Source organism: Streptomyces sp. NPDC050121 (genome assembly GCF_044460385.1).
Classification (GTDB): Bacteria; Actinomycetota; Actinomycetes; order Streptomycetales; family Streptomycetaceae; genus Streptomyces; species Streptomyces soliscabiei.
The window spans coordinates 49,972-73,006 of sequence record NZ_JBITJV010000036.1; the positions used below are offsets into that span (position 1 = coordinate 49,972).

Consider the following 23,035-nt stretch of genomic DNA (forward strand, 5'->3'; position numbering starts at 1 on the left):
CGGATCAAGGCGCCGTGGAAGTGCACGGGACCCCCCTGATCAAACCGGCCGTCGAGGCTCCCGGGGCCCTGACCGGTCACCGGCGTCGGCCGAGCAGGGCGGGCCGCCGGTTGCCGGTGACCGGGCCGATCCGCGGGCCCTGGCGGGGACGCCGACGACCAGCTGACCGGCGGCGACATCGCGGGTCACCAGGGCCGCGGCGCCGACCATGACAGACGGCCCGATCCGACGGCCCTGCAGCACGGCGGCGTTACTGCCCACCGTGGACCCGGCGCCGACGGTCACGCTGCCGGCGACATTGGCCCCCGGCAGGATCGTCACGAAATCCTCGAGCACCGTGTCGTGACCGATGCTGGCGTGGTAGTTGACCTGGACATGTGCGCCGATGAGGGCACCAGTGGAGACGAACGCCTGACCGAGCACGACACAGCCGCGCCCGATGCTGGCGCCGGGGGAGACAACCGCACGCGGGTCGATCACCGTCGCCGCTCGCAGGCCGCGATCTTCGAATTGCCGGGCCAGCCTGCGGCGCGCGTCGGCGTCGGCGATCGCGACCACGAACTCGTCCCGCGGCCCGTCAGCCGCAGCCAACTGCCCGGGCAGCAGCACCGGACAGCCGGCCAGCGTGGTGGCCGCCGGGTGCTCGTCCACGAAAACCACCTCGGGTGGCGCGGCCGCCGCCCGCACCGCGTCCAGTGTTTCCCTGCCGAAGCCGCCCGCGCCCACGATGTGCAGCGTCACAGCCGCGCCTCCGTCCCAGGCCCTGGGCCCCTCGCCGGTTCCGAGACCGCGGTGAGGAACGCGCCCGCCAGCGCGGTCATGCCGTGATGCCGGTAGACCCAGCGACGGCCGCGTTCGCCCATCCGCTCCCGTTCGGCCTCGCTCATCGCGGCCAATTCGGCCAGGGCGCCCGCCACGTCCGCCGGTGACTCGGCGGGCACGCACACGCCGCCGCCGGACTCGCGTACCGGGCTGCCGGGCGCGTTGCTCGCGAACAGCACCGGCTTGCCGGACGCCAAGTAGTCGAACAGCTTGTTGCTGCTCAGGCCGTACTTGAAGACCGCGACATCACGCAGGCAGAACAACGTCACATCCAGCTCGGCCAGCACGGCCGGCACGGCCTGCTTCGGCACCGGCGGCCAGAACAGCACGTTGTCCAGGCCGTGCCGGTGCGCGAGCCGTTCGCACGCGGCCTTCTCCTGGCCGTCGCCGACCATCACGACAGCGACCCGCGGACGGCCGGCGGCTCGCAGTTCCGCCGCGGCCTCGACAAGGGTCGCCACCCCGTTGGCCGGACCGTGCGAGCCGATGTAGCCGGCGGTGAGACAACCCTCCTTGCGAAAGCGTCTGATCCGGTCGATCAGGTCGGCGGCCTGGTTCCCGGGGTCCGCAACGTTCGGGTCGGCCGACTGATCCGGATCCCTCGGCCGGGGGAAGTCGGTGATCCCGTTCGGCACATAATGGATCTTGTCGGCCGGCACGCCACGGGCCTGCAGGTAGCGGGCGGCGCCGGGCAGGAGACAGATCACGGCGGACGCGCGCCGGCAGCAGAAGGACTCGACCAGCCGGAGCAGCCGGGCAGGCAGCCCGTTCGCGCGCAGCGCGCCCATGTCGATCAGTGTCTGCGGCCACAGATCACGCACCTCGACGACGAAGCGGGCACGGCGGCCGCAGGCCGCCAGCCAGGCAGCGAGCACCGCGGCCAGGTGCACTGATGAGCCGACGATCACGTCCGGCCGGTTCAGGGCGCGCTGCGCCGAGAGGACCCGGGCCGCGTAGTGGACCATGTTCAGCACGCGGCTGTATCCGTTGCTGGTGTACGGCGGCGTGCGGACCCAGACGAAGCGGACGCCGTCGATCGTCCGGGTTGTCGTCTTCTCGCCGGGCACGAGCCGTTCCTCGCGTCTGCTGAAGTGGCTGAAACTGCTGGCGAAGACGGTGACTTCGTGCCCTTTCGCCGCCAGCACCCGGCCCAGCTCGTAATGCCGGGTGCCGGCGGCGCAGTCCGGCGGCGCCGCATAGTGGTTGAAGATCCAGATCCTCATGTCCTCGCCTCCACCTCCGTGACGCCACAGATACCGTCGGCCGGTGTCCACGATCAGATGCGCATCGCCGCGGCGAGCGAGCTGCCACGTGATCAACGCCGGCCTGACGAGCCGCGGACGTGCGCCGCCGCACTGAACACCTTCACGGCTGCGTTTTCCCCGTCCCACCTGCTCGTCCACACCGGAGAAACCGCCTTCCGGGCACCCGCCATGCCGACGGTGGACGGCCCGGCATCGAGAAACGTACTACGCAACGTGCGCGAGTCGCTACGTTCAGCTACTGACGCCGTTACATTGTGCCTGCATGCCGAGGCGGCGAGATCATCCGCCGCCCCAGCAGCACCGTTCCCGACCCGCGACTCCGAAGGCCGTTTCCCTGGTGCTGTCGATCACGAAAAGTCTCCGCGTCCGGCTGCCGGGGGTAAGTCCGGCGGCGATCGGGGGAACGCTGGCCACGCGCGTGCTGGCCACGGCCATGAGCTTCGCGGCGGGCGTCATCGCGGCGCGGGCCCTGGGGGTGAGAGGAAGGGCCACGTTCGCGGTCATGATGTCGGTCCCCGCCGTGCTGAGCATCGTCACCCTCCTGGGTATGGACAATGCCAACGCCCGGTTCGCCGGAACCTCGCACACCGCATTCCGGCAGATCGTCCGGTGGAGCGTCGCGTTCTCCCTGGTTCCGGGTTCCGCACTGGCGGGGCTGTGGCTGCTGCTCGGTCATCTCTGGCCGGTCGTACTGCTCGGCGTGCCGTTCCGGCTTGCGCTGGTCGTGGCCGCCATGTGCCCGATGGCCTTGCTGACCACGCTGCTCGGTATGGCTGAGATCGGCCGTGGCCGGGTCGCGACGTACAACCTCGTGAGCACCGTCCCCGCGGCCTGCTATCTCGTCGGAGTCTGCGGTCTTGGCGCCGCGGGAGCGCTGAGCCCCACCAGCTGCTTTCTGTCGGCGCTGGCCGGGCAGATGATCTGCGCCGGGATGCTGCTGATCGCGGCCACCACCCGCGTCCATGCCGACGGTGAACCGGTGTCCGCCCGCACCTTCGGCAGCTTCGCCATCAGGACCTACCTACCGAATCTCGTCCAATACGGAATGCTGCGCCTGGACGTGCCATTGATCCAGATGTTCGCCGGGGCGACGGCCGTCGCCGTGTACGCGGTGGCGCTGCCCCTGGCCGAGGGGCTGCTCCTGCTGCCGACGGCGGTCGGGCTGGTGATGTTTCCGGCGGTTACCTCCGGTGCCGTCGACGCGCGGGCGACGGCCAGGATCGCCCGGACCGTGTTCGCTGCCGCCGCTGCGTCGGCCGCCGTGGCGGCGGCAGCCGCACCCGTCCTGATCCCGGCTGTCTACGGGCAGCCGTACTCCGGTGCCGTGCCGGTCATCTGGGCGATGCTCCCCGGCCTCGTGCTGTTCAGCGCGGGCCGCTCGATCCAGCCGTACCTGGCGGCCGTCGGTCTGCTCCGGCCGGTGATCGCGGCTACCGTGACCGGCGCGATGGTCAACGTCGCGCTGCTCGTAGCCTTGACCCCCCACTATGCCGCGGTCGGTGCCGGCGCCGCCGACTCGGCCGGATACCTGGTGTTCGCGGTGCTGCTCGTCCTCGGGGTGCGGCTCGGCGTCCGCGCCCGCCGGTGCCGTCGGGCCGCGCCCGCCACCGAGCAGAGGGCGGCCGCTCCTGCGCGCCCGCCGGTCGGGCGACCGTCGGTCAAGAGGATGTCGGTCATGAGGGCCGGCGACCGATGGCGGAGCGCGTACTCGACGCAGGCGAGGCCGGTCCTGGCCAGGAGGGCCCCCGTGGTCGCGGCGGGGCTCCTGACCGCGGCGGCCGTCGGCTGTCTCGTGACGGCGTACAGCCCCACCGTCACCGTCAGCGCCGGGCTCATGGTCATCGTGCCGGCCTGTCTTCTGCTGATTCCGGACGCGGCTCTGTATGTGCTCGCAGCCGCCATCCCGCTCTCGCAGTCCGACGTCGGCGCTTCGCTGATCACCCCGAGAGTGCTGGTCGCTCTGATGATCATCTGCCTGCTGGGCCGCGTCGTCGCCGGCCGGGGGATCGCGCGGCCGAAGCTGATCGGCGCCCTGGCCACCGTCGGCACGGTCGGATACATGGCGGTCTCCAGCGCCATGATCGGCGACACTGATCTGCCCGGTACCGGCACATGGCAGTACCTGCTGCTGGTGTGCTCGCCGCTGCTGCTGCTGCCACTGGTCGCCGAACCTGGACGGGTTCTCGACCGGGCGCTCCTGTTGTTCTGTGGCGGCAGCGTCATTCTGGCCGTGTTCGAGATCGTTCAGGTCGGCTCCGTCTTCGCGACGAGGACGGATCTCGCCCCTGCCGTCACCGCCGCTCTGGCCATGACTCAGGGGTACGCGGACAACCACAACGCCGCGGGTGCCCTGTTCGTCATGGCGGCCGCGGTCCTGCTCGGGCGCTATCCGGCCGTCCGGGAGCGCCTGCCGCGGCTGGCGACCGGCATCGGAGTCATCGTGCTCGCGCTGGGGGTTGCGTACTCGCTGAGCCGCGCGGCCTATCTGGCGGGAATCGCGGTGGTCGTGCTCTACGCCGTCCGCAGATCGCTGCGCGGCGTCCTGGCCCTGGGCGTAGGTGTGGCGTGCCTGCTGCCGCTGCTGCCCGCTGCGGTCGCGGCCCGGTTCGGCTCGATGCTCGGCGGCGGCGCCCTGGACGCCGACTCCGCCGTACGGCTCGACCTCTGGAACAGCGCGCTGCGGATGTTCGAAGCGCACCCGGCTTTCGGTGTCGGATATCTGAACTTCGCCAGCCAGTTGCCCGCCTACTACCAAGCCACCGGTGATTACGAGGTCATGCTCCTACAGTTCCCGTTCCTGAATTTCGCGCACAACACCTACCTGACAGTGCTCTCGCAGACGGGCCTGGTGGGCACGGTCGGGATCGGCTCGCTTGGCGTGTTCGGCGTCCGCTGGGCGTGGCGCGCGGCCCGGTCCGGTGATCCCGCTGGTGAGGCGGCGTTGCTGGCCATGCTCGGTGCCGGCGTCTGCTCCTTCTTCGGCGAGGTCCTGTTGCTCCCTCCTCTGCTGGCCGGTCTGACGTTGATCGTCCTGGCCGCGAAGCCGGCTCGGGCCGACGTACCGCCACCGCCACCGCCACCGCCTTCGGTGCCGGCGCGGGCGCGGGCGCGGGCGCGGGCATCGGCATCGGCAGCGGTGGCGCGATGAGTACGTCCGAGATCGGGAAGTCCCCGCGGCCCTTGCGCATCCTGCAGATCACCTCGGCCGCCATCGGCGGAAGCTGGTTCTACGACCAGGTGCGGGGCCTTGCCGAACTGGGCAACGAGGTGTGCGCGGTGTTGCCCCAAGAGGGCCCGCTCACCGACCGGCTGCGCGGGGTCCGCGGTGTCCGGGTGGAAATCATCCCGGGACTGCCCTATCGGATCCGGCAGCTGCCGGTGCTGATGACTGGGCAGTGGCGGCTGATGAAGTTCGTCAGGGAATACCAGCCGGATGTCATCCACTCGCATCTCATCGTCGCGAAGCTCTTGGCCCGAGTGGTGTCGGCCGCCTACCGGCCCGCGCTGGTCGTGTCACAGGTTCCGGGAGTGGTGCATCTACGACTCGCGCCCTTCCGGATCCTGGAGCGACTTTCGCTGCGCCGGGACGATCTGGTGATCGGATCCTGCCGGGCGATCGCGCACCGTTATCAGGCCATGGGGGCGCGGTCGGTCGCCGTCAGTTACTACGGTTGCGACGTGCACCGGTTCGATCCGGCAACCCCGCGGGAGCCGTTCCGCCGTGAGTTCGGGCTCACCGACGACACGCCGGCCGTCGGCATGGTCGCGTACATGTATCCGAGCAAGTCGCGGGCGTTCCGCCAGGTTGGTGTCAAGGGGCATGAGGTCTTCATCGACGCCGTCCCGCTGATCCTGCGACAGAACCCCAGTGCCAGGTTCTTCGTGGTCGGCGACGAACTGGTCGGTGACGGGGAGTACCGGCGCCGGCTGGAACGCCGCGCCGCCCGGCTCGGCGTCGCCGACCGGATCAGCTTCACCGGCTTGCGGTCCGACGTCAGCTCGGTCATGGCCGGGCTGGACGTACTGGTGAACCCATCCATGGACGAGTCCGCCTGCTACACCGTGGTGGAGGCGTTGCTCATGCGCAAGGGCGTGGTGGCGACCGATGTCGGTGGCCTGCCGGACACCGTCCAGCACGGCCGCACCGGCCTGTTGATCCCGCCCGCCGATCCGACGGCACTGGCACAGGCCGTGAACGCACTGGTCGCCGATCCCGCGGCGCGTCTGCGCATGGCCGACCGCGGCCGTGAACTCGCGCTCCGGCAGTTCGACATCGCCAGGACGGTGAGCCAGGTGAACGAGCTGTACCACGAAGCACTGGCCGCGCGGGGTCATCGCAGGCCGCTCCGCGGGGGGAATCCGGCGTGAACGACACGACGCGGGCCGCAACGACGCTGGTCGACATGGCGGGGAAGGCGGTACTCGATCTGCGGCGGCCGAGCTGCCCGGTCGACGCGCCGCCGCCAGGCGACATGCCGGCCGACCAGCCGGGCGGGGACCCGCCCGACATGTGGCCGATGACCGGCGGGAGCATGCTCGACCACAAGGGCCTGACGTTGCACGCGTATGCCACGACCGGCGAGCGGTCCTTTCTCGACGCGAGCGAGGGTGCGGTGGAACTGATGCTCCGGCTGCTGGGCGCGGGCGGTTGCTCGCACCATCAGGGCGTGGCCGTCCACCAGCACGCCGCGGACCGGCTGCGCGACTCGCCGGCCGAGTTCGACCTGGGGTACTGGACCAGACACGACCTGCGGTACCGCGCGCCCGCCAGTCTCGCCTACCACTGCCTGCACACCGCGTTGCTGACCGCGGCCGGAAGCGTGCTCGCCGATCCACGACGGCCGGCGGTGGCGACGGCATGGGACCGCTCCACGCGCAGCCCGGCCGGACAGCTGCGAGCTGCGGCGGGCAAGAGCCGTTTCGTCCTCGGGGAGCGCCGTGCCGGATCGTGATCACGTCGTGCGCCGGCCGGGCCCGTGCGATCCGCCCGCCGCGCCGCTGCGCGTCGTCCTGCTCGCGCCGGCCACGTCGGCCCACACTCGGCGCTGGGCGGACGACCTGGCCGCGCGGGGGCATCAGGTGACCGTCTGCAGCTGGCACGAGCCGGACCTGCGTCCAGAGGGCTGGCGAGCAGTGTCCGCCCCCGCCGGACCGTGCCTGCCGGTGCGGGTGGTGCGGGCGGTGCACTGGCTGCGCCGCGAGGTGCGCAGGGCGAGGCCGGATGTCGTCCATGTCCATTCGCTCGGCCTGCACGGGGCGCTCTCCCTTCTGCTGCCGGCCCGCTCGGCGGTGCCGGTCGTGATCACTCCGTGGGGATCTGAACTGCGCGCGGCGGAGCAGCATCCCGGCCGGGCGTGGGTCGCCTGGCTGGCGCTGCGGCGGGCCGCCCGCGTGGTGCCGACCTCCCAGGAGGTGGCTGGGCACGTCGCGAGCCGATACCGGGTCCTCCGCTCACGGATCACGGTTCTTTCCTGGGGGGTCCCGGACGTGCTGCTGGATGCCGGAAACGACGCCGATCCACGGTTGACGCGCGCGAGGTACGGCATTCCGGCCGGAGCCACGGTCGTGCTGTCGGTCCGCAGCACGTCAGAGGTCTACCGGACACGCGAGATCCTCGCGGCGTTCACCCGTGTCGCGCGGGTCCGGGCCGACCTGTTCCTCGTGTTGCTGGTGGGGCACCGGCCGGCTCATGCCGCCGCCAGATGCGCGCAGCAGGAATATCTCGTGCCTCTGCGCGCCCGAGCACAAGAGCTGGCCGGCCGGGTCGTCGTCATCGATCGGCCACTCGGCCAGGACGAGATGTTCAGCCTGATGCGAGCGAGCGATGCGGCGATTTCGGTTCCTCAGGCCGACCAGCGAAGCTCATCGGTGCTTGAAGCCGCGGCTGCCGGATGCCGGCTACTGCTCTCTGACATCGCGCCCTACCGAGAACTGGTGGCGGACGGCCTGTCGGCGGACCTGCTTCCCGATCCGCTGGTCGGCTCGTTGGCTGACGCCCTCTCAAGTGTGGGGCCGCTGGACGCCGCGGACAGCCTGACCAATCGTCAGTTGATCGGTCGGGCCGAGCGCGGCTCCTTGAAGGTCGCGGAACTCGAACAGCTGTACAGAGATGTGGCCCGCGCCCGGACGGTGTGATCAGGGCCCCTGTATGCGGAGGGGCGATGAGAAGTGCCTTCGGCGGGAAGACGGCACCGCCCACTGCTGGTTCAGCGGGCGGTGCGGCTCGGCGGCTGTGCCGGAACAAGAGCGACACGGAACATCCTGGGCCAGAACTTGCCCGTGAGAAGGAACTGGTCCGTTCCGGGGACGGCCGCGATGCCGTTCAGGGTGGAGCCGGGGACGAGTTCGTCGGCGTGCAGGAGGCCCGAGGCGTCGATGCTTGCCGTCACCGCACCGGTGAGGGGGTCGATGCGCACCACGCGGTCGGTGAAGAGCACGTTGGCGTAGACGGCGCGGTCGGCGCACTCCAGTTCGTTCACCCTGATCACCGGTCGGCCGTCTTCGGTCACGGTGACCTCGCCCGTCTTCGCGAGAGTGCGGGGATCGCGGAAGGTCAGTTGTGCCGAGCCGTCGCTCGTCACCAGCCGCCGCTTGAGGCGGTCGAAGCAGATGCCCCAGCCTTCTTCGGGGTAGGGGAGGCGGCGCAGCTCCCTCAGTGTCGTCGCGTCCCGCTCGATGGCGATCCGGTCCCGCCAGGTCAGCTGCCACAGGGTCCGGCCCACCAGGGTGATTCCCTCACCGAAGAGAGGAGCGGGAAGGCCGGCGCGTGCCATGGGCGACGTGCCAGGAGCCCCGTACCGTACGGAGGACCGACCGGACAGCCCGGTGCCCTCATAGAGCGTGCCGCCGGTCATCTCCAGGCCCTGGGTGAACGATTTCGGGTCGTGGGGGAGGGTTTCGAGGACCTTCACCCGCAGGTGCTCGACCCGGTTGGGGTCGGCCTGCCGCCAGTGCGTGTGGCTTCGGCCGCCCGGATCGGCGGACGCTGCTGCGATCCAGACGCAGCCGGTGACCAGGAGCGCCGTGACGGCCGACAGGGCGCACCTCGGTGTGCGGCGACGGTGCGCCGCCCGATTGCCGGAACGACTGGCTCCGGCAGGCGGACGGCGCACCGGCCCCGGCAGGGGCGCCGTGGTCCCGTCGTGTGCACTCCCCGATCCGTCAGGAATGGCGACGACGGCGTGCGGCCAGCATCGTGCCACCGCCCGCGACGAGCAGGGCGCTCGCGATGCCGCCGATCACCAGGGCCTGGTGACTGCCCGTTGCCGCGAGCCTCTTGGTGTCCTGGTCCGGCTGCGGGTGATTCGCCGGCTCGACGTCCCTCTGCGGGTAATCCATCGGCTCGACCGCCGCGGCGACTTCGTGGGAAACGGCCTGACTGCCACCCTGTCCAACGCGCTCACCGTGTCCTGGCTCTTGGTGGTGCGCGGCCTTGGCCGGGTGGTGGGGCGGCTTGTGAGGGGGAGTGGGCAGCGTGACGCCCAGCACGTAGATGGTGACGCCGAGACTCGAGTCGGGGTGGTGCGAGGTGAGTCGGAAGACGTGCCAGCCGGTGATGGTCCTCGCCGGGATGGTCACGGTTCCCGCAACCGATCCATCGAGCCGGGCCCGGAAGCGGCCGAGCACGACCGGGGTCGATTCCAGCAGCGCTGTGACGTTCGCCCCGGCGGTGAACACGCCGGAGACGGTGCTGAAGGTCAACTGCGCCCCGGCTGTCACCGTGGTGGCGCTGACGGACAGGGGCGGGGGCGGCGGCGGGTACGGCTGTGCCGAGGCGGTTTGCGCTCCGATCAGCGGTGCTCCGATGAGAATAACGGTCGATGCCGCCGAAGCCAGTGCGGCCCGCCATCTGCGCGATGCTGTCATCTTCTTCGATCTCCTCGACTTGGGTCCGGGCCTGGGCCTGAGGTGGCCGTGAGCTGTGCGTGGGCACCAAGATCTGGATATATGGAATATGTGGGACGCGGCGACATTTACTGGCGCGACGGCGCGAGAAGTCACCGGATTGGGGGAGCCCCCGCTCACGTGGCGGGCGTCGCAGAGATCGTTCGAGGGCCGACACGAGGGTTGGCTCCATCGCTCGAAGTGTCCGAGTCCCTATGGTCGACTGCGTCCATAGGGAACAGAAAGTCCCAATTCGGGTCGTTCCCTCAGTCCTGTGAGGGGTGCAGCTTGGATCTTCAAGGATTCCTGAAGGCTCTTGCCAGACGCTGGCCGACGGTCGGGGTCTGTCTGGTTCTCGCGGTCGGGGCGGCCCTCGGCGTGACAAGCCTGAGCACCCCCGTCTACGAGGCGAGGACGCAGCTCTTCGTCGCCACCCGCACCGGTGAGGACACCGTCGACCTCAACCAGGGGCAGACCTTCTCGCAGGCGCGTGTGCAGTCCTACGCCGAGATCGTGAGGACCCGTCAGGTCACCGCTCCCGTGGTGAAGCAGCTTGGGCTGCGCGGCACCCCGGAGGAGCTGGCGTCCCGGATCACCGCCGTCGTCCCGCTCAAGACCGTACTCATCGACATCACCGTCCGGGACACCGTGCCCCAGCGCGCGGCGCGCATCGCCAACGCCGTGGCAAAACGGTTCAGTTCGGTTGTCGAGCAACTGGAGACCCCCAAGCGCCCGGTCCGCTCGCCACGGTCCGGGAAGGGCGGCCACGGCGCGGATGCCGCGCCCGTGTCCCCGGTCTCGCTGGGCGTCACCCAGGAAGCCATTGCGCCCACCGGTCCCGCGTCGCCGCGCCCCTTGCTGAACCTGGCCGCGGGTGTGCTCGGCGGCCTGCTGCTCGCCGCCGGGCTGGTCGCCCTGCGTGAGACGCTCGACACCACGTTCAAGACGAGCGAAGCGCTGGGCGGATTCACCTCGCTGCCCGGCCTGGGCACCATCCCGTACGACAGGAATGCCCCGAGGCAGCCGCTGGTCAGTGCCGACGGGCACTCCAGGCGCGCCGAGGCATTCCGCAAGCTGCGGACCAACCTGCAGTTCTCGCAGGTCGACGATCCGCCGCGGATCATCGTGGTGACGAGCTCGGTGCCAGGAGAGGGCAAGACGAACACCGCGATCAACCTCGCCCTCTCGCTCGCCGAGGGCGGCGTCTCCACCTGCCTGGTGGACGGTGACCTGCGCCGCCCGTGCGTGGCGCCGACCTTTGGCCTCATCCAGGACGCCGGCCTCACCACGGTGCTCATCGGACAGGCCCGTCTCAAGGATGTGATGCAGGAGGTCGCCGGCGGACTCTCGGTGCTCGCCAGCGGCGCTGTGCCGCCGAACCCCGCGGAACTGCTCGCCTCGGCGCGCATGGAAGAGGTGCTGCGCGAGCTTGCGGACATGTACCAGGTCGTGATCGTCGACACCGCGCCGCTGCTGCCGGTCGCTGACACCGTGGGCCTCGCCTCCCTCGCCCAGGGCGCGCTGCTCGTCGTACGGGCCGCGAAGACCAGCCGGGACCAGGTGCGCACCGCGACGGAGGCACTGGAGCGCGTGGGCGTCCGCATGCTCGGCACCGTGTTCAGCATGGCTCCGGTTTCCAAGGCCGGTCACTATGGCGGTTACGGCGCCTACGGGCCGTACGGCGAGCTGCCCGCTCCGCGTGAGTCGGCCCTGCCGGAGGGGAGTGTGCCGGCCCTGCAGGAAGGGAGGGTCGCCTCCGCGATGGCGAATCCCCCGGACCGGAAATGACCCGGATCCTGTTTGTCTGCACCGGAAACGTGCACCGCTCGGTGATCGCCGAGCGCCTGCTGGCGGCGAGATTGCCGCCCGGCGCGGCCCTGCACCCGGAGAGCGCCGGCACGGAGGCGTGGCACCGCTCCTCCATGGAGCCCACCACCCGCGCGATCGTGGAGGAGTTGGGTGGTGACGGCAGCAGATTCACCTCCCGCCCGCTCACCGCGCGGTTCGTGGTGAGCGCCGGGCTGGTCCTCGGGCTCGCGCGCGAGCACCGGGAGGCGGCGGTGCGCCTCGCGCCGGCGGCGATGCGGCGCTGCTTCACCCTGAAGGAATTCGTGCGGCTCTCGGACGGGGGAGGCGCGGGAGGTGGGGGTGAATTCGGCGCCGTGTTGGCGGCCGTGGCCACCCGCCGCGGCGCCGCGGCCCCGGTCCAGCCGGCCGAGGACGACATCCCGGACCCCTGGGGCAGGCCCCGCGAGGAGCTGTACGCGTGCGCCGTGGAGATCGACAGGGCGGTGAGCCGGCTGGTCAGGCTGTGGGGGATGTAGTCGTGCATGGTGATCGTCAGCGGGAGCGAGGAGTGGCGTGGTTCGGTCCGGCGGGAAACCCACGCCGGCGCACGGCAGGCGACACCGGGTCGGCGCTGTTCCGTGAGCGGTTCCGGCAGGGCGAGCCGGTCGGCAAGGGTGTACGAACGCCGATCCTCCTCCGTCTCGCCGATCACCGGTCTCGGCACACAGCAGTTGTCGGGGCGGGTGGTCCGGCCCTCAACCGGCCCGGCCCCAGGGCCGTACCCTGGAGGCATGAGCACCTCCGCCGCCCCCGAGCCGCGCGCGCCGAAGGCCGCGCTGATCTTCGACGACCCGCTGGACCGGCAGTCCTCGGACGACACCGACCGCGGGTGGGGCGAGCGCCCCGCCTCCGACGGCGACAGCGCCGCCGACCTGAGGCGCTTCCTCGACGAGAAGCCGCCCCACCACATCTGAACCCGGCGGGCCGTCCGGCGCAGTACCGTCCGCAGCGTCGCTACCGCTCGCCGTGGCCCGAGCCCCGCTGGGCGACCAGCGCGTCGCGGATCTCCTTGAGGACCTCCAGCTCGGTCACCTCGATGACCTCCTGCGTGCCCTCCTTGGCCTTCCTGCGGGCCTCCACCTTCGCCAGGTACTTCGACATCGGCAGCACCATCAGGAAGTAGACGACCGCCGCGGTGATCATGAACGTGAGCGTCGCGCCGAGGACGGAGCCCCACAGGATCCGCACTCCCGTCGCACTGTCGCCCGTGCCCGTGCAGTGGCCCTTGAGACAGGAGCTTTGACTTGCTCCTCGGGCTGAAGCCCGAGGATTCTGGCCTTCCCTGACTGGTTGCTGTGCCGCTACGCGGCACGGGGTTCGGTCGGGAATCCGTGGCTTCCTGTTTCTTCGCGCTGTGCCAGAACGGGTTCTGGTCTTACCGGCGCTCCGCAGGCCGATGCCGCCAGTCCGGCGGCCGTCTTCACGTTGATCGCGGCGTTGTGGTCCCGGTCGTGGACGGCGCCGCAGGCGGCACAGGTCCATTCCCGGACGTTCAGCGGTTTGGGCCCGTCCACGGCGCCGCAGGCAGAGCAGGTCTGGGAGGTCGGTGTGAACCGGCCGATCTTCACCAGCATGCGGCCATACCGCTGCGCCTTGTACTCCAGCATGTGCACGAACGACGACCAGCCCGCGTCATGGACGGACTTGGCCAGCCGGGTACGCGCCAGCGCTTTCACTGCCAGGTCCTCCACGGCGATCCCTTGGTTCTCGCAGATCAGCTGTGTGGAGAGCCGGTGGTGGAACTCGCGGCGCGCGTCAGCGACCTTGGCGTGGGCGCGGGCGACCTTCAGGCGGGCCTTGGCCCGGTTCTTGGATCCCTTCTGTTTGCGGGACAGCTCCCTCTGGGCCTTCTTCAGCTTCTTCTCTGCGCGCCGCAGGAAGCGCGGGGAGTCGATCTTCGTGCCGTCGGACAGGACCGCGAAATGCGTGAGGCCGAGGTCGATGCCGATGGTGCGGTCGGTGTCGGGCATCCGCGTCGCGTCGGCGGCGGGGTCGGTGTCGATGACGAAGGAGGCGAAGAATCTGCCCGCGGCGTCCTTGACGACGGTGACGGAGGAAGGGGCGGTAGGCAGAGGGCGGGACCATTTCACCTTCACCGCGCCGATCTTCGGCAGGTTCAGACGGTTGCTGTCGGTGACGCTCCAGCGGGCGTTGGCGGTGAACCGGATGGACTGCCGGGCGTCCCTGCGGGACTTGAACCGCGGCGCACCCAGTTTCGGGCCCTTGCGCGTGCCCTTGAGGGAGGCGAAGAAGTTGCGGTAGGCGGTCTCGGCGTCCCGCAGGGACTGCTGGAGCACCACCGCGGACACCTCACCCAGCCAGGACCGCCCGGCCGTCCGCTTCGCCTCGGTGATCAGCTTCCGGGACAGGTCGCCGGCCGTCGGGAAGGGCTGCCCGGCCCGACGGGCGTCCTCGCGGGCCCGCACGGCGTCGTTGAACACGACACGGGCGCACCCGAACGCCCTGACCAGAGCGGCCTGTTGAGTGGCGTCGGGGTACAACCTGAAGGCGTACCGGAGCTGCATGACGATCACACTAGGCACGTCGAACCCGCGTAGTCATCGGGAACGTGTGAACGATCCGTCACCGTCACGAGCCGGTTCCGGCTCCGCCGGACCTGAGTCTGCGACGCTCCGCGTCGACTGTCGGCGCCACCAAACCCAAACGGGTCAAACGAACACCAAAGCCCTAACCTCGCGCTTTCACGAGTTGGGGCGTCCGAGGCTTGATCAAATAAGCAGAGAGTGCTCCTGACCTGCAACGATGGGACTTGTCTAGGGTCCTGTTGGCTGCACGGAAAGAAGCACTCTCCAGGTGAAGAAGCGTATCGGGTCATACCCGCGTGTCCGCATCGAGGGCGGCGGCCGGACGGTGGTCTCGCAGGCCGGGGGCGTGCTGCTGGTCGAGACCGTCCGCAAGGCCGGCTTGGACACCGCGATATCAGCGGCGCTGACGCCGTGGCGGAAGCCTCGTGCGGTGCACAATCCGGGCAAGATCCTGCTGGACGTGGCCCTGGCGGTCGCGCTGGGCGGGGACTGCCTCGCGGATGTCGCCATGCTGCGGGCCGAGCCGGCCGTGTTCGGGCCGGTGGCCTCCGACCCGACGGTCTCCCGCCTCATCGACACCCTCGCAGCCTCCGGGGAGAAGGCCCTGCGGGCCATCCGTGCCGCGCGGGCTGAAGTCCGCCGCCGTGTCTGGCAGCTGGCCGACCGGGAAGCGCCTGATGCGGGCGGGACGGTGACCGTGGACCTTGACGGGGTGCTGGTGATCGCACACTCGGACAAGGAGGACGCCGCACCGACGTGGAAGCGAACCTACGGCCACCACCCGCTGATGGGGTTCGTCGACCACGGACCGGGCGGCACGGGTGAACCGGTGGCGGCCCTGCTCAGAGCGGGCAACGCGGGATCGAACACGGCCGCCGACCACATCACCGCCGCCCAACTGGCCCTGGCCCAGCTGCCGAAGAAGTACCGGCGCGGACGTCGGACCCTGCTCCGCACCGACTCCGCGGGCGGCACCCACGACTTCGTCGCCTGGCTCGCTCAGCGAGGACGGTGGCTGTCCTACTCGGTCGGCATGGTGATCACCGAGGCGATCCACCAGCACGTGCTGAAGGTTCCGGCATCAGCCTGGACGCCCGCCGTCGAGGCGGACGGCGAGATACGCGACGGCGCCTGGGTCGCCGAACTCACCGGCGACGTCCTGGACGGCTGGCCGGAGGGCATGCGGCTGATCGTCCGGAAGGAACGACCGCACCCCGGGGCCCAGTTGCGGCTCACGGACGCGGACGGCATGCGGCTGACCTGCTTCGCCACCAATACCTTGGGCCGGCCGATCGCCGAACTCGAGCTCCGTCACCGACTGCGGGCCCGGGCAGAGGACCGCATCCGCGCCGCCCGGGCCACTGGCCTGCGCAACCTGCCCCTGCACCGCACCGCCCAGAACCGGATCTGGCTGGAGATCGTGCAGATCGCTCTCGACCTGCTGGCCTGGATGCCGACGCTCGCACTGACCGGCAAGGCCAGGCTCTGGGAGCCCCGCCGACTACGGCTCCGCCTGTTCACCGCGGCCGGACAGCTCGTGACCACCGGCCGTCGGCGAACCCTCCGCCTGTCCCGGCACTGGCCCTGGACCGGTCACATCACCGCAGCCCTCGACCGGCTCACCCAACTGCCCGACCCCGGCTGACCAGCGAAGTCCCCGCCCCTTCGACAGCACCCCAACACCCGGAGCAGTGGAATCCGGCGCCATCCCGAGGCGACACTCGGGTCTTCGGCCTCCACAGCCTCAGCCGACGGCACGAAAACGGTCCACCGACTCCGTCGGCGGACCGTCACGAAACTTCGAGGTTAATGACGTCACGAGATGTGCAGTCATCCGCCGAGGAGGGCTGTGCTATGGAGCTGTAAATCGACTGCTTAATTAACCCTGGTAGCGAGTCGTGACGTAAGAGACGCTGAAGGTGCAGTCATAAGGTGCCGCTATGACCGCCTTGCTGCCCTTCTTGCGCACCGGAGAAATTGCCCCGTTACCCTCCCAGTCGCACTCCGCCTCCGAGTAGTACGTGCCCGCAGCGGTAGCTCCCGACCCCTGGCAAACCTGCTGCCACGAGGTCGAGAAGTACTGGCCGAGGCAGTTGTTCACCGTGTTTCCGTTTGTTGCGGAGGCGACGGGCGCAACGGAGAGACCGGCTCCAGCGGCCAGTACGGCTGCCAGAGAGATCTTGGCAGCGAGAGACCGGTTAAAAATGTGGCTCATGTATCGCTTCTTTCATTTCGGATGATTGAACGACTTGCTCGAGTGATCGAAGAAATTACCCCTCTTCGATCCGCCGAGTGATTTTGCACTCCGGCTGTACACATATTGCGCAGCACGCCGGATTGACTGTTCACCGAACAGCCAAACCTTGGGGGTGCACCTTCCGGGTGAAACGATCTTGATATCACCGCACTGCGGCCGTCAAGCCCCTGCCATTATGTGTCCTGGAGATTATCGGAGTCGGGTTTCTTGAACAAACGCCGAGCGGAAGAGATGCGCCATGGCGTCAGCGAGTAGACAAGAATCCCCAAAAGACACAGAGCGACATTTCCGGCTGCTGCCCCTATATCTTCGATGGGACGTGCCGTGAATTCCCACCATGGAAAGTTCCCGTCGGTGTCCGTCGTCCCCCAGTACAGCATTGGAACTAGAACAAGAACCGGCAGAATCCAGCACACTCGCCAGCCGAACATTCGTCCTGCAGCCAGCGCGATACCGAACCAGCCGAAGAAGTCCCGGATCATTATGGCTGTCATCGCGCTCGGGAAAGCGAGCGACACCGACGCGATGAAGCATGCACAAGAGGAGAAAGTGACGAGAATCAAAAATATCTTCTGTTGCACATGAAATGTCGAAGTTGCTACTTGTTCGAGTGACTCTATAGGGCTGTACAAGGCAGTGACGGAAACTACAGCCGGTCCGAGCACGAAAAAGCGCCACATTGGAGGAGCGGTACTACCAGGGCTGAGCAGTGGTATAGGGATAAGATGTCCCCCGATCACCGAGGTAACCAACCCCAAGACGCATGCAATCCCAAGTGCTACGAACGGCCTACGAGGACCCGCAAAGCGCAGGAATGTCGACCACGGGCTATCGGCAGTAGCGTTCATCGAACTTTTCCGCGGTCTTGGCTGCCCATGCATCCTGAGCAGACTGAGTCTTGTGTTTTGCGATATCCTCGGCCTGCTGCCGCGCTTCATAGAAGCCGGAGGATCCGCCGTTGCCAAGTCGATATTCAGGTGTTCCGCCGCCCGCCAGGGTGATCTCTACCCAGTGCTGAAGCGTGTCCGCAGTGTAATCATTATTCGCTTCCGCGGCGGACCAGTCGCATGCCGGCGGGAATGTCTGGTGAGAGATGGCGGCTGCCAGTGACGAAGCCAGCGACCATCTATTTCCCTCAAGAATACTGAAGTCGCCAGTGGCCTGTTCCACAACCTTCGACCCGATCTGTATTCTTTCCATTTTTAGCCCGTACTCGTGGGCGCGTTCTGGAAGTTTAAAAACGTCAGGCAGCTTCGAGGCACGAAGACTGACCTCTCGCATCATGGGGACGTATTTTGCTTCCTCAGGCCAGTAGCAGAGTTCGATGGAACCAGTGGTGCAGGTCTCTGTTTTCGGTGCCTTCCTGTCATGCACCATCGGATAATTGGCTATCACCGCTGCAGCAAGTGCGGCGGTCATCAGGCTAGCCAAGACCGGTATCGGCACCTTGCGCCGGATACGCAACGGAAGGAAGAGCAGGGACCCGAGGAACAGAATTCCGGCCGCCCAGCGCAGTGCCAATGACCCGAAGTTCACATCCGTGTAGACGTGACCACTGACGAACGAAAGACCGATAGATGGTCCGAAATTGAACCCCACGATAACCCAGGCAAGAATGGCTATAATCGTCGCGAATCGGCCGGCGAACAACCTGCCTACCAGCCATCCGAACCCGCAGGCCAGCCACAGGGCGACGGCTCCGGCAAGCGCATATGCGAAGAACTGGGCCATGCCGGGCGGGTTGTGCACCACGGTGAAGGCCCACGCGGCAATGACGCCACAGGCGTAGGGAATCGCGAAAGTGAAGAGAACGGCGCTAAAGCGATAGAATTCCAAGAGTGCGGGGTGTCTTGGTGTCGCCGTGAGTTGTTCTTCTACTCGATGCCGTGCTCGGCTTCCTGAAATCCAAGCAGCGAGTCCACTCGCCGCTACACCAAGAATCAGGGCTGGCACCTGCGCGGCAGCGCCCGCCTCCGGCCAGACGCCAATCCAGTAGCGAGTGCGCAAGAACAGGATAGCCAGGTCAGCGACCGCAAGCGGAAGTATCCACCACTGAAGACCATTGAATCGGATATGCCTGACTATGAGCCTCATGCCGATCGCTCCGCCCGGGGCAAAAGATCCATGTACGCTCGCTCCAGAGCCGTCTCGCCGGGAAGGTCGACGTGGCCGCGTACGGAGAGTTCTGGAACGCCCCCGTCATAGGTGATCTTTCCAGCATTGAGTACCAAGACTCGGTCGCAGACTGCTTCGACGTCATCCGTCAGGTGGGTGCTAAGCACTACCGTCGCGTTTCTGATCGTCTTCAAGATTGATCGGAACTGGATTCTTTGCTGTGGGTCCAAGCCGACCGTAGGTTCGTCAAGAATTATGATGCTTGGGTCGCCCACAATGGCCCAAGCAATCCCTGCGCGGCGCCTCTGGCCACCCGAGAGCTTACTCATCTTGACGCCTCTTTTTTCGGTCAGGTCAACCGTTGCCAAGGCCTTTTCGGTGAGTTGCTCGAGTCTGCTGCCGGATATCCCTCGAAGCCAGGCGGCGTAATTAACAAAGTCGATTACCCGCATACCCGGATCGTAGCCGAACTCCTGTGGAAGGTATCCGATCTGGCTACGCGCTCGACGAGCCGTGCGCTCGTCAGTCACTGGCGTGTCGTTGATCTCCACACAGCCGCCTCGTGGCGGCATGACCGTTGCCATGGTGCGCATGAGGGTCGACTTGCCAGCCCCGTTGGGACCCAGAAGTCCTATTACGCCTTGACCGAGTTCGAAGTTCACTCCATGCAGAACTCGATTGCGGCCATAATGCTGTGTCACGTCACTAAAGCGCAAAGTCACTCAGGATCCCATTTCTATTTTCTCTCAGCTTCACGGTCCACGGTGCGAGAAATCTTCCGACGATGCTCGGCGGTATGCACACTGCCGCCTTGCGGTAATGCACTACTCCTGCAGCTGTCATAAAGCAAGAAGGCTATCGCGCTGTTAGAAATCTATGGGCCCAGTCAAATTGCTGGGCGCATAGATTTCTAACTCAAAGTCAGCCTCCGTAGTACTCGGTGACGACCGAAGACACGTTGAATGTGCAGTCCTCGCCGTGGCGCACGCCAGTTGATCCCTGCCCGCGGGCAACGGTGATGTCATTGTCGGTTTCGAACGAGCATGTACCGATAGAGTGGTAGAGTCCGGTCTTACTCGCTCCAGCGCTCCCGCAGGTCTGCTGCCAAGAGGTGCTGAAATACTGGCCCCAGCAGTTGAAAACCTTGTTGCCGTTCGTGGCAGAGGCCGCAGGAGCGACCGCAACCGCTGCGCCGGCGGCAAATACGGCAGTTACTGCGATCTTAGCGACAAACGAAATGCGACTCACGCTTCCCATTGGTGAACTCCTGTTCATGGTGGCACCTAAAAGGTGCACAAACCCCCGAAGTGGTCTACCCGGAGTGCGCAGCCACAGTCGATACGGCTGCGACTGCGACTACTTTTCCGTTCGCGGGAGTTTGGGTCAATGAATTCCGGCAAGCCCTGAGGAAGACTTGAGGTTTACCGCGAACCCCACGCTGGATCGCAGGGACCTTTTGCACCCTCTGGCCGGAACAAGGTGGCGGAAAAGAGTCGCCTGGGTGCGGATCAGGCGCTGCGGTATCTCGTGTCGGAGATGACGCTCGCGATCACCCCGACTTCGGGCCAAGCCGAGCTAGGGAGCTACGGTGTATACGCTTCGCGGCCGGCTGCTGGCGTTCACGTCATTTCTGTGGCGCTGTATGCGCTATCAGCCGCTCCGAAGCCTTATGTCCACAGGCCGACGATTCGGTCATTGCAGCGCAAACATGAGGGTCGGAACACATTTCATGCAATCACCCATAGTTGTTTTGCGTCGCCCTGTCCCTCTCTGGTCGATGCCAATGCTGTGGACACTCGCCCTCGGCACGTGGGGTCTGTCTCGGCAAAACAGTGTCTGGCGCGACGAGGCCGCAACCTGGAACGTGGCTCAGCGCTCCACGACCGAGATATGGCACTTGCTGGGAAACGTGGACGTCGTGCATGGGTGCTACTACCTGCTGATGCACGCGCTGTTCGAGTGCTTCGGAGCCAGCACCACAACGCTGCGGCTCCCTTCGGTCCTGGCCACGAGCGTGGCAGCGGCCTGTGTCACGGTCATCGGTCAGCGGCTTGCCGACACGAGGGCAGGCTTGGCTGGCGGCCTGGTGTTCGGGTTGCTTCCGGCCGTGCAGTTCTACCTGCAGGAAGGACGGCCATACGCGCTTGTGGCAGCCGGGGTTGGTATCTCGACTCTGCTGCTCATCACTGTGCTCCAGGGACGCGCCCGCGCGGTGCACTGGGCTGCCTACGGCGGCACTGTCTTGATCTGCGCAGCACTTAACTGGCTGTCGCTCATGGTTCTGCCGGCTCACCTGGCGACTCTGGCCTGGTCACGAATATCACGGGCGGTGTGGATCCGCTGGTTGATGGTTTCTGCAGCCGCTGCGGCCTGCGTGTCGCCGTTGATCGTCTTCAGCCGAAGCCAGTCGGCACAGGTGTCATGGATACCGCCGCTGACGTGGCACATGCTGATCGGCCCGGCGGTTCTGCTGGCGATCGGTGGGGTGGGAGCCCTGCTTGACCGGCCGCGGGCCCGCCAGTTGTCGCTGGCTGCCGTTGGACTACCGCTGTTGGCGGCGCCGCAGCTCGGCCTTATCGGCCTTTCCCTGATCCAACCGCTGTTTTTGGACCGCTACATCCTCTTCAGCATGCTTGGCCTCGCTCTGCTGGTCGGCGGGATCATCGGCTCGGCGACACAGGCTGCAGCACCCCGATTCCCGAGGGGGTCTGTGTGGATCCTGCCCTTGGTGGTCGTAGTCGCGATGGCGGTCCTGCTGCCGCAGTCACTGTCCAAGCGTTCTCCTGAGAGCCGAGTGGACGACGTCCTGGCCGTGGCATCAGACATACAGCGGATGAAGAAGAAGGGCAGTGCGGTGCTGTTCGTCCCATCGGCCCGCAGAGACGTCAAATCGGTCTCACCAGGAGCTTTTGCCGGACTGCACGACATTGCCTTGACGGAGAGCCCAGAAGGGTCCGGAACGTTGAAGGGCGTGGAGGCGAACCCGGCGAAGATTCGCACTGCGATGCTGCTGCAGCAGCAGATCCTGCTGGTCACGGATGCTTCTGCAGTGGTGAAACCGGCAACAGCCAATCGGGACAAGATGAAGATTTCTGTGCTGAGAACGTACTTCACGGCAGTGGCCGACAAGCAAGACCGTGGCCGCAGGGTCACCGTCTACGAACGGCGCGCTTCTGACCGCTGATCGGTACCGCACCGGCAACCCCCGTCGCCCGATATGCCAGAAATGCCAGAAAGTCAGACCGGCGGGGTCGCAGTTCACACCACAGCTTCGCTTTTTTCCCCTTTTACCCATTCACGACCCGCCAGTGTCAAGGTCGACTCGCCACCGCTGCATGCGGTGAGCGTTTTCAGCGTTGTCTCTCCAGGGTGAGGAGGGCTTTGGCGATGGATGTCATCCGGTTGGGGCTGATGCGTGACTTGCGAAAGGTGCGCCAGGACTTCAGCTGAGCCCTGCCACGTTCGACAGGTGCGCGGGCCTGGGTGAGTGCGCGGTTGACGGTCCGCTGGGTGGGGGTACGTTCGCCGCCGGGAGGGCGCTTGAGGCCGGTGGTCACCCAGGGGCCGACGCCCTGATAGGCACGGTCGGCTAGCACCAAGGCCGTGAAGTTACGGGTCTGGCGGGGTTGTCCAGGCGGTCTTTGAGCTGTGGACTTGCCGGACGTGAGGAGCGGAGCCCCGGTAGAACTGGCAGTCGACCAAGACAAGCCGTTCACAAAGACCGCAGGCTCCGCTGTCCGGACAGTCTGCCATCACCCGTGCCGTCCGGGTGGCCGAAGGCCCCTTCGCGCCAGGTCATCTCGGCGAACTCACCCAGCTCATACCCTTCGAGATGGTCGACGAGGCGCTGGGCGACCAGGGCGGTGCAGTCACGGCTGCGGGACCCGCCCTCCCGGGTCGTGATCTACCTGATCCTGGCCGCGTGCCTGTTCCCGGAGGTGGGATACTCCGGTGTGTGGCGCAAGCTCACCGGTGCGCTGGCCAGCCTGCCCCTGGCCGCGCCCTCGGCGAGCGCACTGGCCCAGGCCCGCCGGCGCGGGCTGCTGGTGGTCGCACTGGACGGCACCATTCTGACGGTTCCTGACACCCCAGCCGTCCTGACCGGGTTCACCAAGCAGGCGGGCAACCACGGCGGGACCGGCTACCCGCAGGTCCGCCTCCTGGCCCTGGTCGCCTGCGGCACCCGCACCCTTGACAGGTTCCGCCGCGGGGACACTCCTCACATGTACAGGTTGTGGAACAAACAGCTCCGCAACCTACGTCAGTGCGACGCGCCCGTGTCTCCGTGGGTAGCTCGA

At 67.3% G+C, this 23,035-nt stretch carries 19 protein-coding genes and 3 pseudogenes; 11 read left to right on the forward strand and 11 right to left on the reverse strand.

What is annotated here, in order from left to right; translation table 11 throughout:
* Positions 1 to 39: 39 nt before the first annotated feature.
* Complete coding sequence (locus ACIBTS_RS37990) at positions 40 to 741, reverse strand: acetyltransferase (RefSeq protein ID WP_399325232.1); 702 nt, start codon at positions 739 to 741, stop codon at positions 40 to 42.
* Positions 738 to 2,045: a glycosyltransferase family 4 protein gene (locus ACIBTS_RS37995; protein ID WP_399325233.1), complete on the reverse strand. Its 1,308-nt coding sequence runs from the start codon at positions 2,043 to 2,045 to the stop codon at positions 738 to 740. The genes ACIBTS_RS37990 and ACIBTS_RS37995 overlap by 4 nt, the downstream gene beginning before the upstream one ends.
* Positions 2,046 to 2,505: 460 nt before the next feature.
* On the opposite strand from ACIBTS_RS37995, the gene ACIBTS_RS38000 reads away from it, so the two are divergent.
* Genes ACIBTS_RS38000 through ACIBTS_RS38015 form a run of 4 tightly spaced genes read left to right on the forward strand, consistent with a single transcriptional unit; the run spans position 2,506 to position 8,222 of the window.
* The gene (locus ACIBTS_RS38000; protein ID WP_399325234.1) at positions 2,506 to 5,235 is read left to right on the forward strand and encodes an O-antigen ligase family protein; all 2,730 of its coding nucleotides are present in this window, start codon (positions 2,506 to 2,508) and stop codon (positions 5,233 to 5,235) included.
* The gene (locus tag ACIBTS_RS38005) at positions 5,232 to 6,455 is read left to right on the forward strand and encodes a glycosyltransferase family 4 protein (RefSeq protein WP_399325235.1); all 1,224 of its coding nucleotides are present in this window, start codon (positions 5,232 to 5,234) and stop codon (positions 6,453 to 6,455) included. The genes ACIBTS_RS38000 and ACIBTS_RS38005 overlap by 4 nt, the downstream gene beginning before the upstream one ends.
* Entirely contained in the window at positions 6,452 to 7,039 is a 588-nt protein-coding gene (locus tag ACIBTS_RS38010; RefSeq protein WP_399325236.1) for a hypothetical protein, read from the forward strand. Before ACIBTS_RS38005 ends, ACIBTS_RS38010 begins: the two co-directional genes overlap by 4 nt.
* Positions 7,026 to 8,222, forward strand: a complete 1,197-nt coding sequence (locus tag ACIBTS_RS38015; RefSeq protein ID WP_399325237.1) for a glycosyltransferase family 4 protein — start codon at positions 7,026 to 7,028, stop codon at positions 8,220 to 8,222. Before ACIBTS_RS38010 ends, ACIBTS_RS38015 begins: the two co-directional genes overlap by 14 nt.
* Positions 8,223 to 8,293: 71 nt before the next feature.
* On the opposite strand, the gene ACIBTS_RS38020 is transcribed toward ACIBTS_RS38015, so the two are convergent.
* Both ACIBTS_RS38020 and ACIBTS_RS38025 read right to left on the reverse strand, forming a co-directional pair.
* Positions 8,294 to 9,199 (reverse strand): glutaminyl-peptide cyclotransferase, encoded by a 906-nt coding sequence (locus ACIBTS_RS38020; protein ID WP_399325238.1) that lies wholly within the window; start codon positions 9,197 to 9,199, stop codon positions 8,294 to 8,296.
* A 49-nt stretch (positions 9,200 to 9,248) separates the two neighbouring features.
* Positions 9,249 to 9,764, reverse strand: a complete 516-nt coding sequence (locus ACIBTS_RS38025) for a hypothetical protein (RefSeq protein ID WP_399325239.1) — start codon at positions 9,762 to 9,764, stop codon at positions 9,249 to 9,251.
* On the opposite strand from ACIBTS_RS38025, the gene ACIBTS_RS38030 reads away from it, so the two are divergent.
* From ACIBTS_RS38030 to ACIBTS_RS38045, 4 genes are all read left to right on the forward strand, one after another.
* Positions 9,757 to 10,005: a hypothetical protein gene (locus tag ACIBTS_RS38030; protein ID WP_399325240.1), complete on the forward strand. Its 249-nt coding sequence runs from the start codon at positions 9,757 to 9,759 to the stop codon at positions 10,003 to 10,005. The two genes, ACIBTS_RS38025 and ACIBTS_RS38030, sit on opposite strands and share 8 nt — an antisense overlap.
* A 254-nt stretch (positions 10,006 to 10,259) precedes the next feature.
* The gene (locus tag ACIBTS_RS38035; RefSeq protein ID WP_399325241.1) at positions 10,260 to 11,759 is read left to right on the forward strand and encodes a polysaccharide biosynthesis tyrosine autokinase; all 1,500 of its coding nucleotides are present in this window, start codon (positions 10,260 to 10,262) and stop codon (positions 11,757 to 11,759) included.
* A complete protein-coding gene (locus ACIBTS_RS38040; protein ID WP_399325242.1) occupies positions 11,756 to 12,295 on the forward strand; it encodes a low molecular weight phosphatase family protein in 540 nt (179 codons plus the stop codon). Before ACIBTS_RS38035 ends, ACIBTS_RS38040 begins: the two co-directional genes overlap by 4 nt.
* A 255-nt stretch (positions 12,296 to 12,550) precedes the next feature.
* Positions 12,551 to 12,733 (forward strand): hypothetical protein, encoded by a 183-nt coding sequence (locus ACIBTS_RS38045; RefSeq protein ID WP_079661683.1) that lies wholly within the window; start codon positions 12,551 to 12,553, stop codon positions 12,731 to 12,733.
* A gap of 40 nt (positions 12,734 to 12,773) precedes the next feature.
* Here ACIBTS_RS38045 and ACIBTS_RS38050 read toward each other — a convergent pair.
* Both ACIBTS_RS38050 and ACIBTS_RS38055 read right to left on the reverse strand, forming a co-directional pair.
* Positions 12,774 to 13,064 (reverse strand): annotated as a pseudogene (locus tag ACIBTS_RS38050) (MscL family protein); the annotation flags it as partial.
* Between the two features lie 56 nt (positions 13,065 to 13,120).
* The gene (locus ACIBTS_RS38055) at positions 13,121 to 14,344 is read right to left on the reverse strand and encodes an RNA-guided endonuclease InsQ/TnpB family protein (protein ID WP_399325243.1); all 1,224 of its coding nucleotides are present in this window, start codon (positions 14,342 to 14,344) and stop codon (positions 13,121 to 13,123) included.
* Positions 14,345 to 14,633: 289 nt separating this feature from the next.
* Between ACIBTS_RS38055 and ACIBTS_RS38060 the strand changes: the two genes are divergently transcribed.
* The gene (locus ACIBTS_RS38060) at positions 14,634 to 16,010 is read left to right on the forward strand and encodes an IS1380 family transposase (RefSeq protein ID WP_399325244.1); all 1,377 of its coding nucleotides are present in this window, start codon (positions 14,634 to 14,636) and stop codon (positions 16,008 to 16,010) included.
* Positions 16,011 to 16,795: 785 nt separating this feature from the next.
* On the opposite strand, the gene ACIBTS_RS38065 is transcribed toward ACIBTS_RS38060, so the two are convergent.
* The 4 genes from ACIBTS_RS38065 to ACIBTS_RS38080 form a co-directional block, all read right to left on the reverse strand.
* Positions 16,796 to 17,203: a hypothetical protein gene (locus ACIBTS_RS38065; RefSeq protein WP_399325245.1), complete on the reverse strand. Its 408-nt coding sequence runs from the start codon at positions 17,201 to 17,203 to the stop codon at positions 16,796 to 16,798.
* 247 nt (positions 17,204 to 17,450) lie between these two features.
* Positions 17,451 to 18,716, reverse strand: a complete 1,266-nt coding sequence (locus tag ACIBTS_RS38070; protein WP_399325246.1) for a hypothetical protein — start codon at positions 18,714 to 18,716, stop codon at positions 17,451 to 17,453.
* The gene (locus tag ACIBTS_RS38075; protein WP_399325247.1) at positions 18,713 to 19,459 is read right to left on the reverse strand and encodes an ATP-binding cassette domain-containing protein; all 747 of its coding nucleotides are present in this window, start codon (positions 19,457 to 19,459) and stop codon (positions 18,713 to 18,715) included. The genes ACIBTS_RS38070 and ACIBTS_RS38075 overlap by 4 nt, the downstream gene beginning before the upstream one ends.
* Before the next feature lie 199 nt (positions 19,460 to 19,658).
* Positions 19,659 to 19,994, reverse strand: a complete 336-nt coding sequence (locus tag ACIBTS_RS38080; RefSeq protein WP_399325248.1) for a hypothetical protein — start codon at positions 19,992 to 19,994, stop codon at positions 19,659 to 19,661.
* A 526-nt stretch (positions 19,995 to 20,520) separates the two neighbouring features.
* On the opposite strand from ACIBTS_RS38080, the gene ACIBTS_RS38085 reads away from it, so the two are divergent.
* Positions 20,521 to 21,921 carry a hypothetical protein gene (locus ACIBTS_RS38085; protein WP_399325249.1) on the forward strand — a complete coding sequence of 467 codons (1,401 nt, stop codon included), beginning with the start codon at positions 20,521 to 20,523 and terminating at the stop codon, positions 21,919 to 21,921.
* Positions 21,922 to 22,087: 166 nt separating this feature from the next.
* Here ACIBTS_RS38085 and ACIBTS_RS38090 read toward each other — a convergent pair.
* A pseudogene (locus tag ACIBTS_RS38090) lies at positions 22,088 to 22,333 on the reverse strand (transposase family protein); the annotation flags it as partial.
* Positions 22,334 to 22,636: 303 nt separating this feature from the next.
* Here ACIBTS_RS38090 and ACIBTS_RS38095 point away from each other — a divergent pair.
* Positions 22,637 to 22,714, forward strand: a pseudogene (locus ACIBTS_RS38095) (hypothetical protein); the annotation flags it as partial.
* Positions 22,715 to 23,035 lie beyond the last annotated feature (321 nt).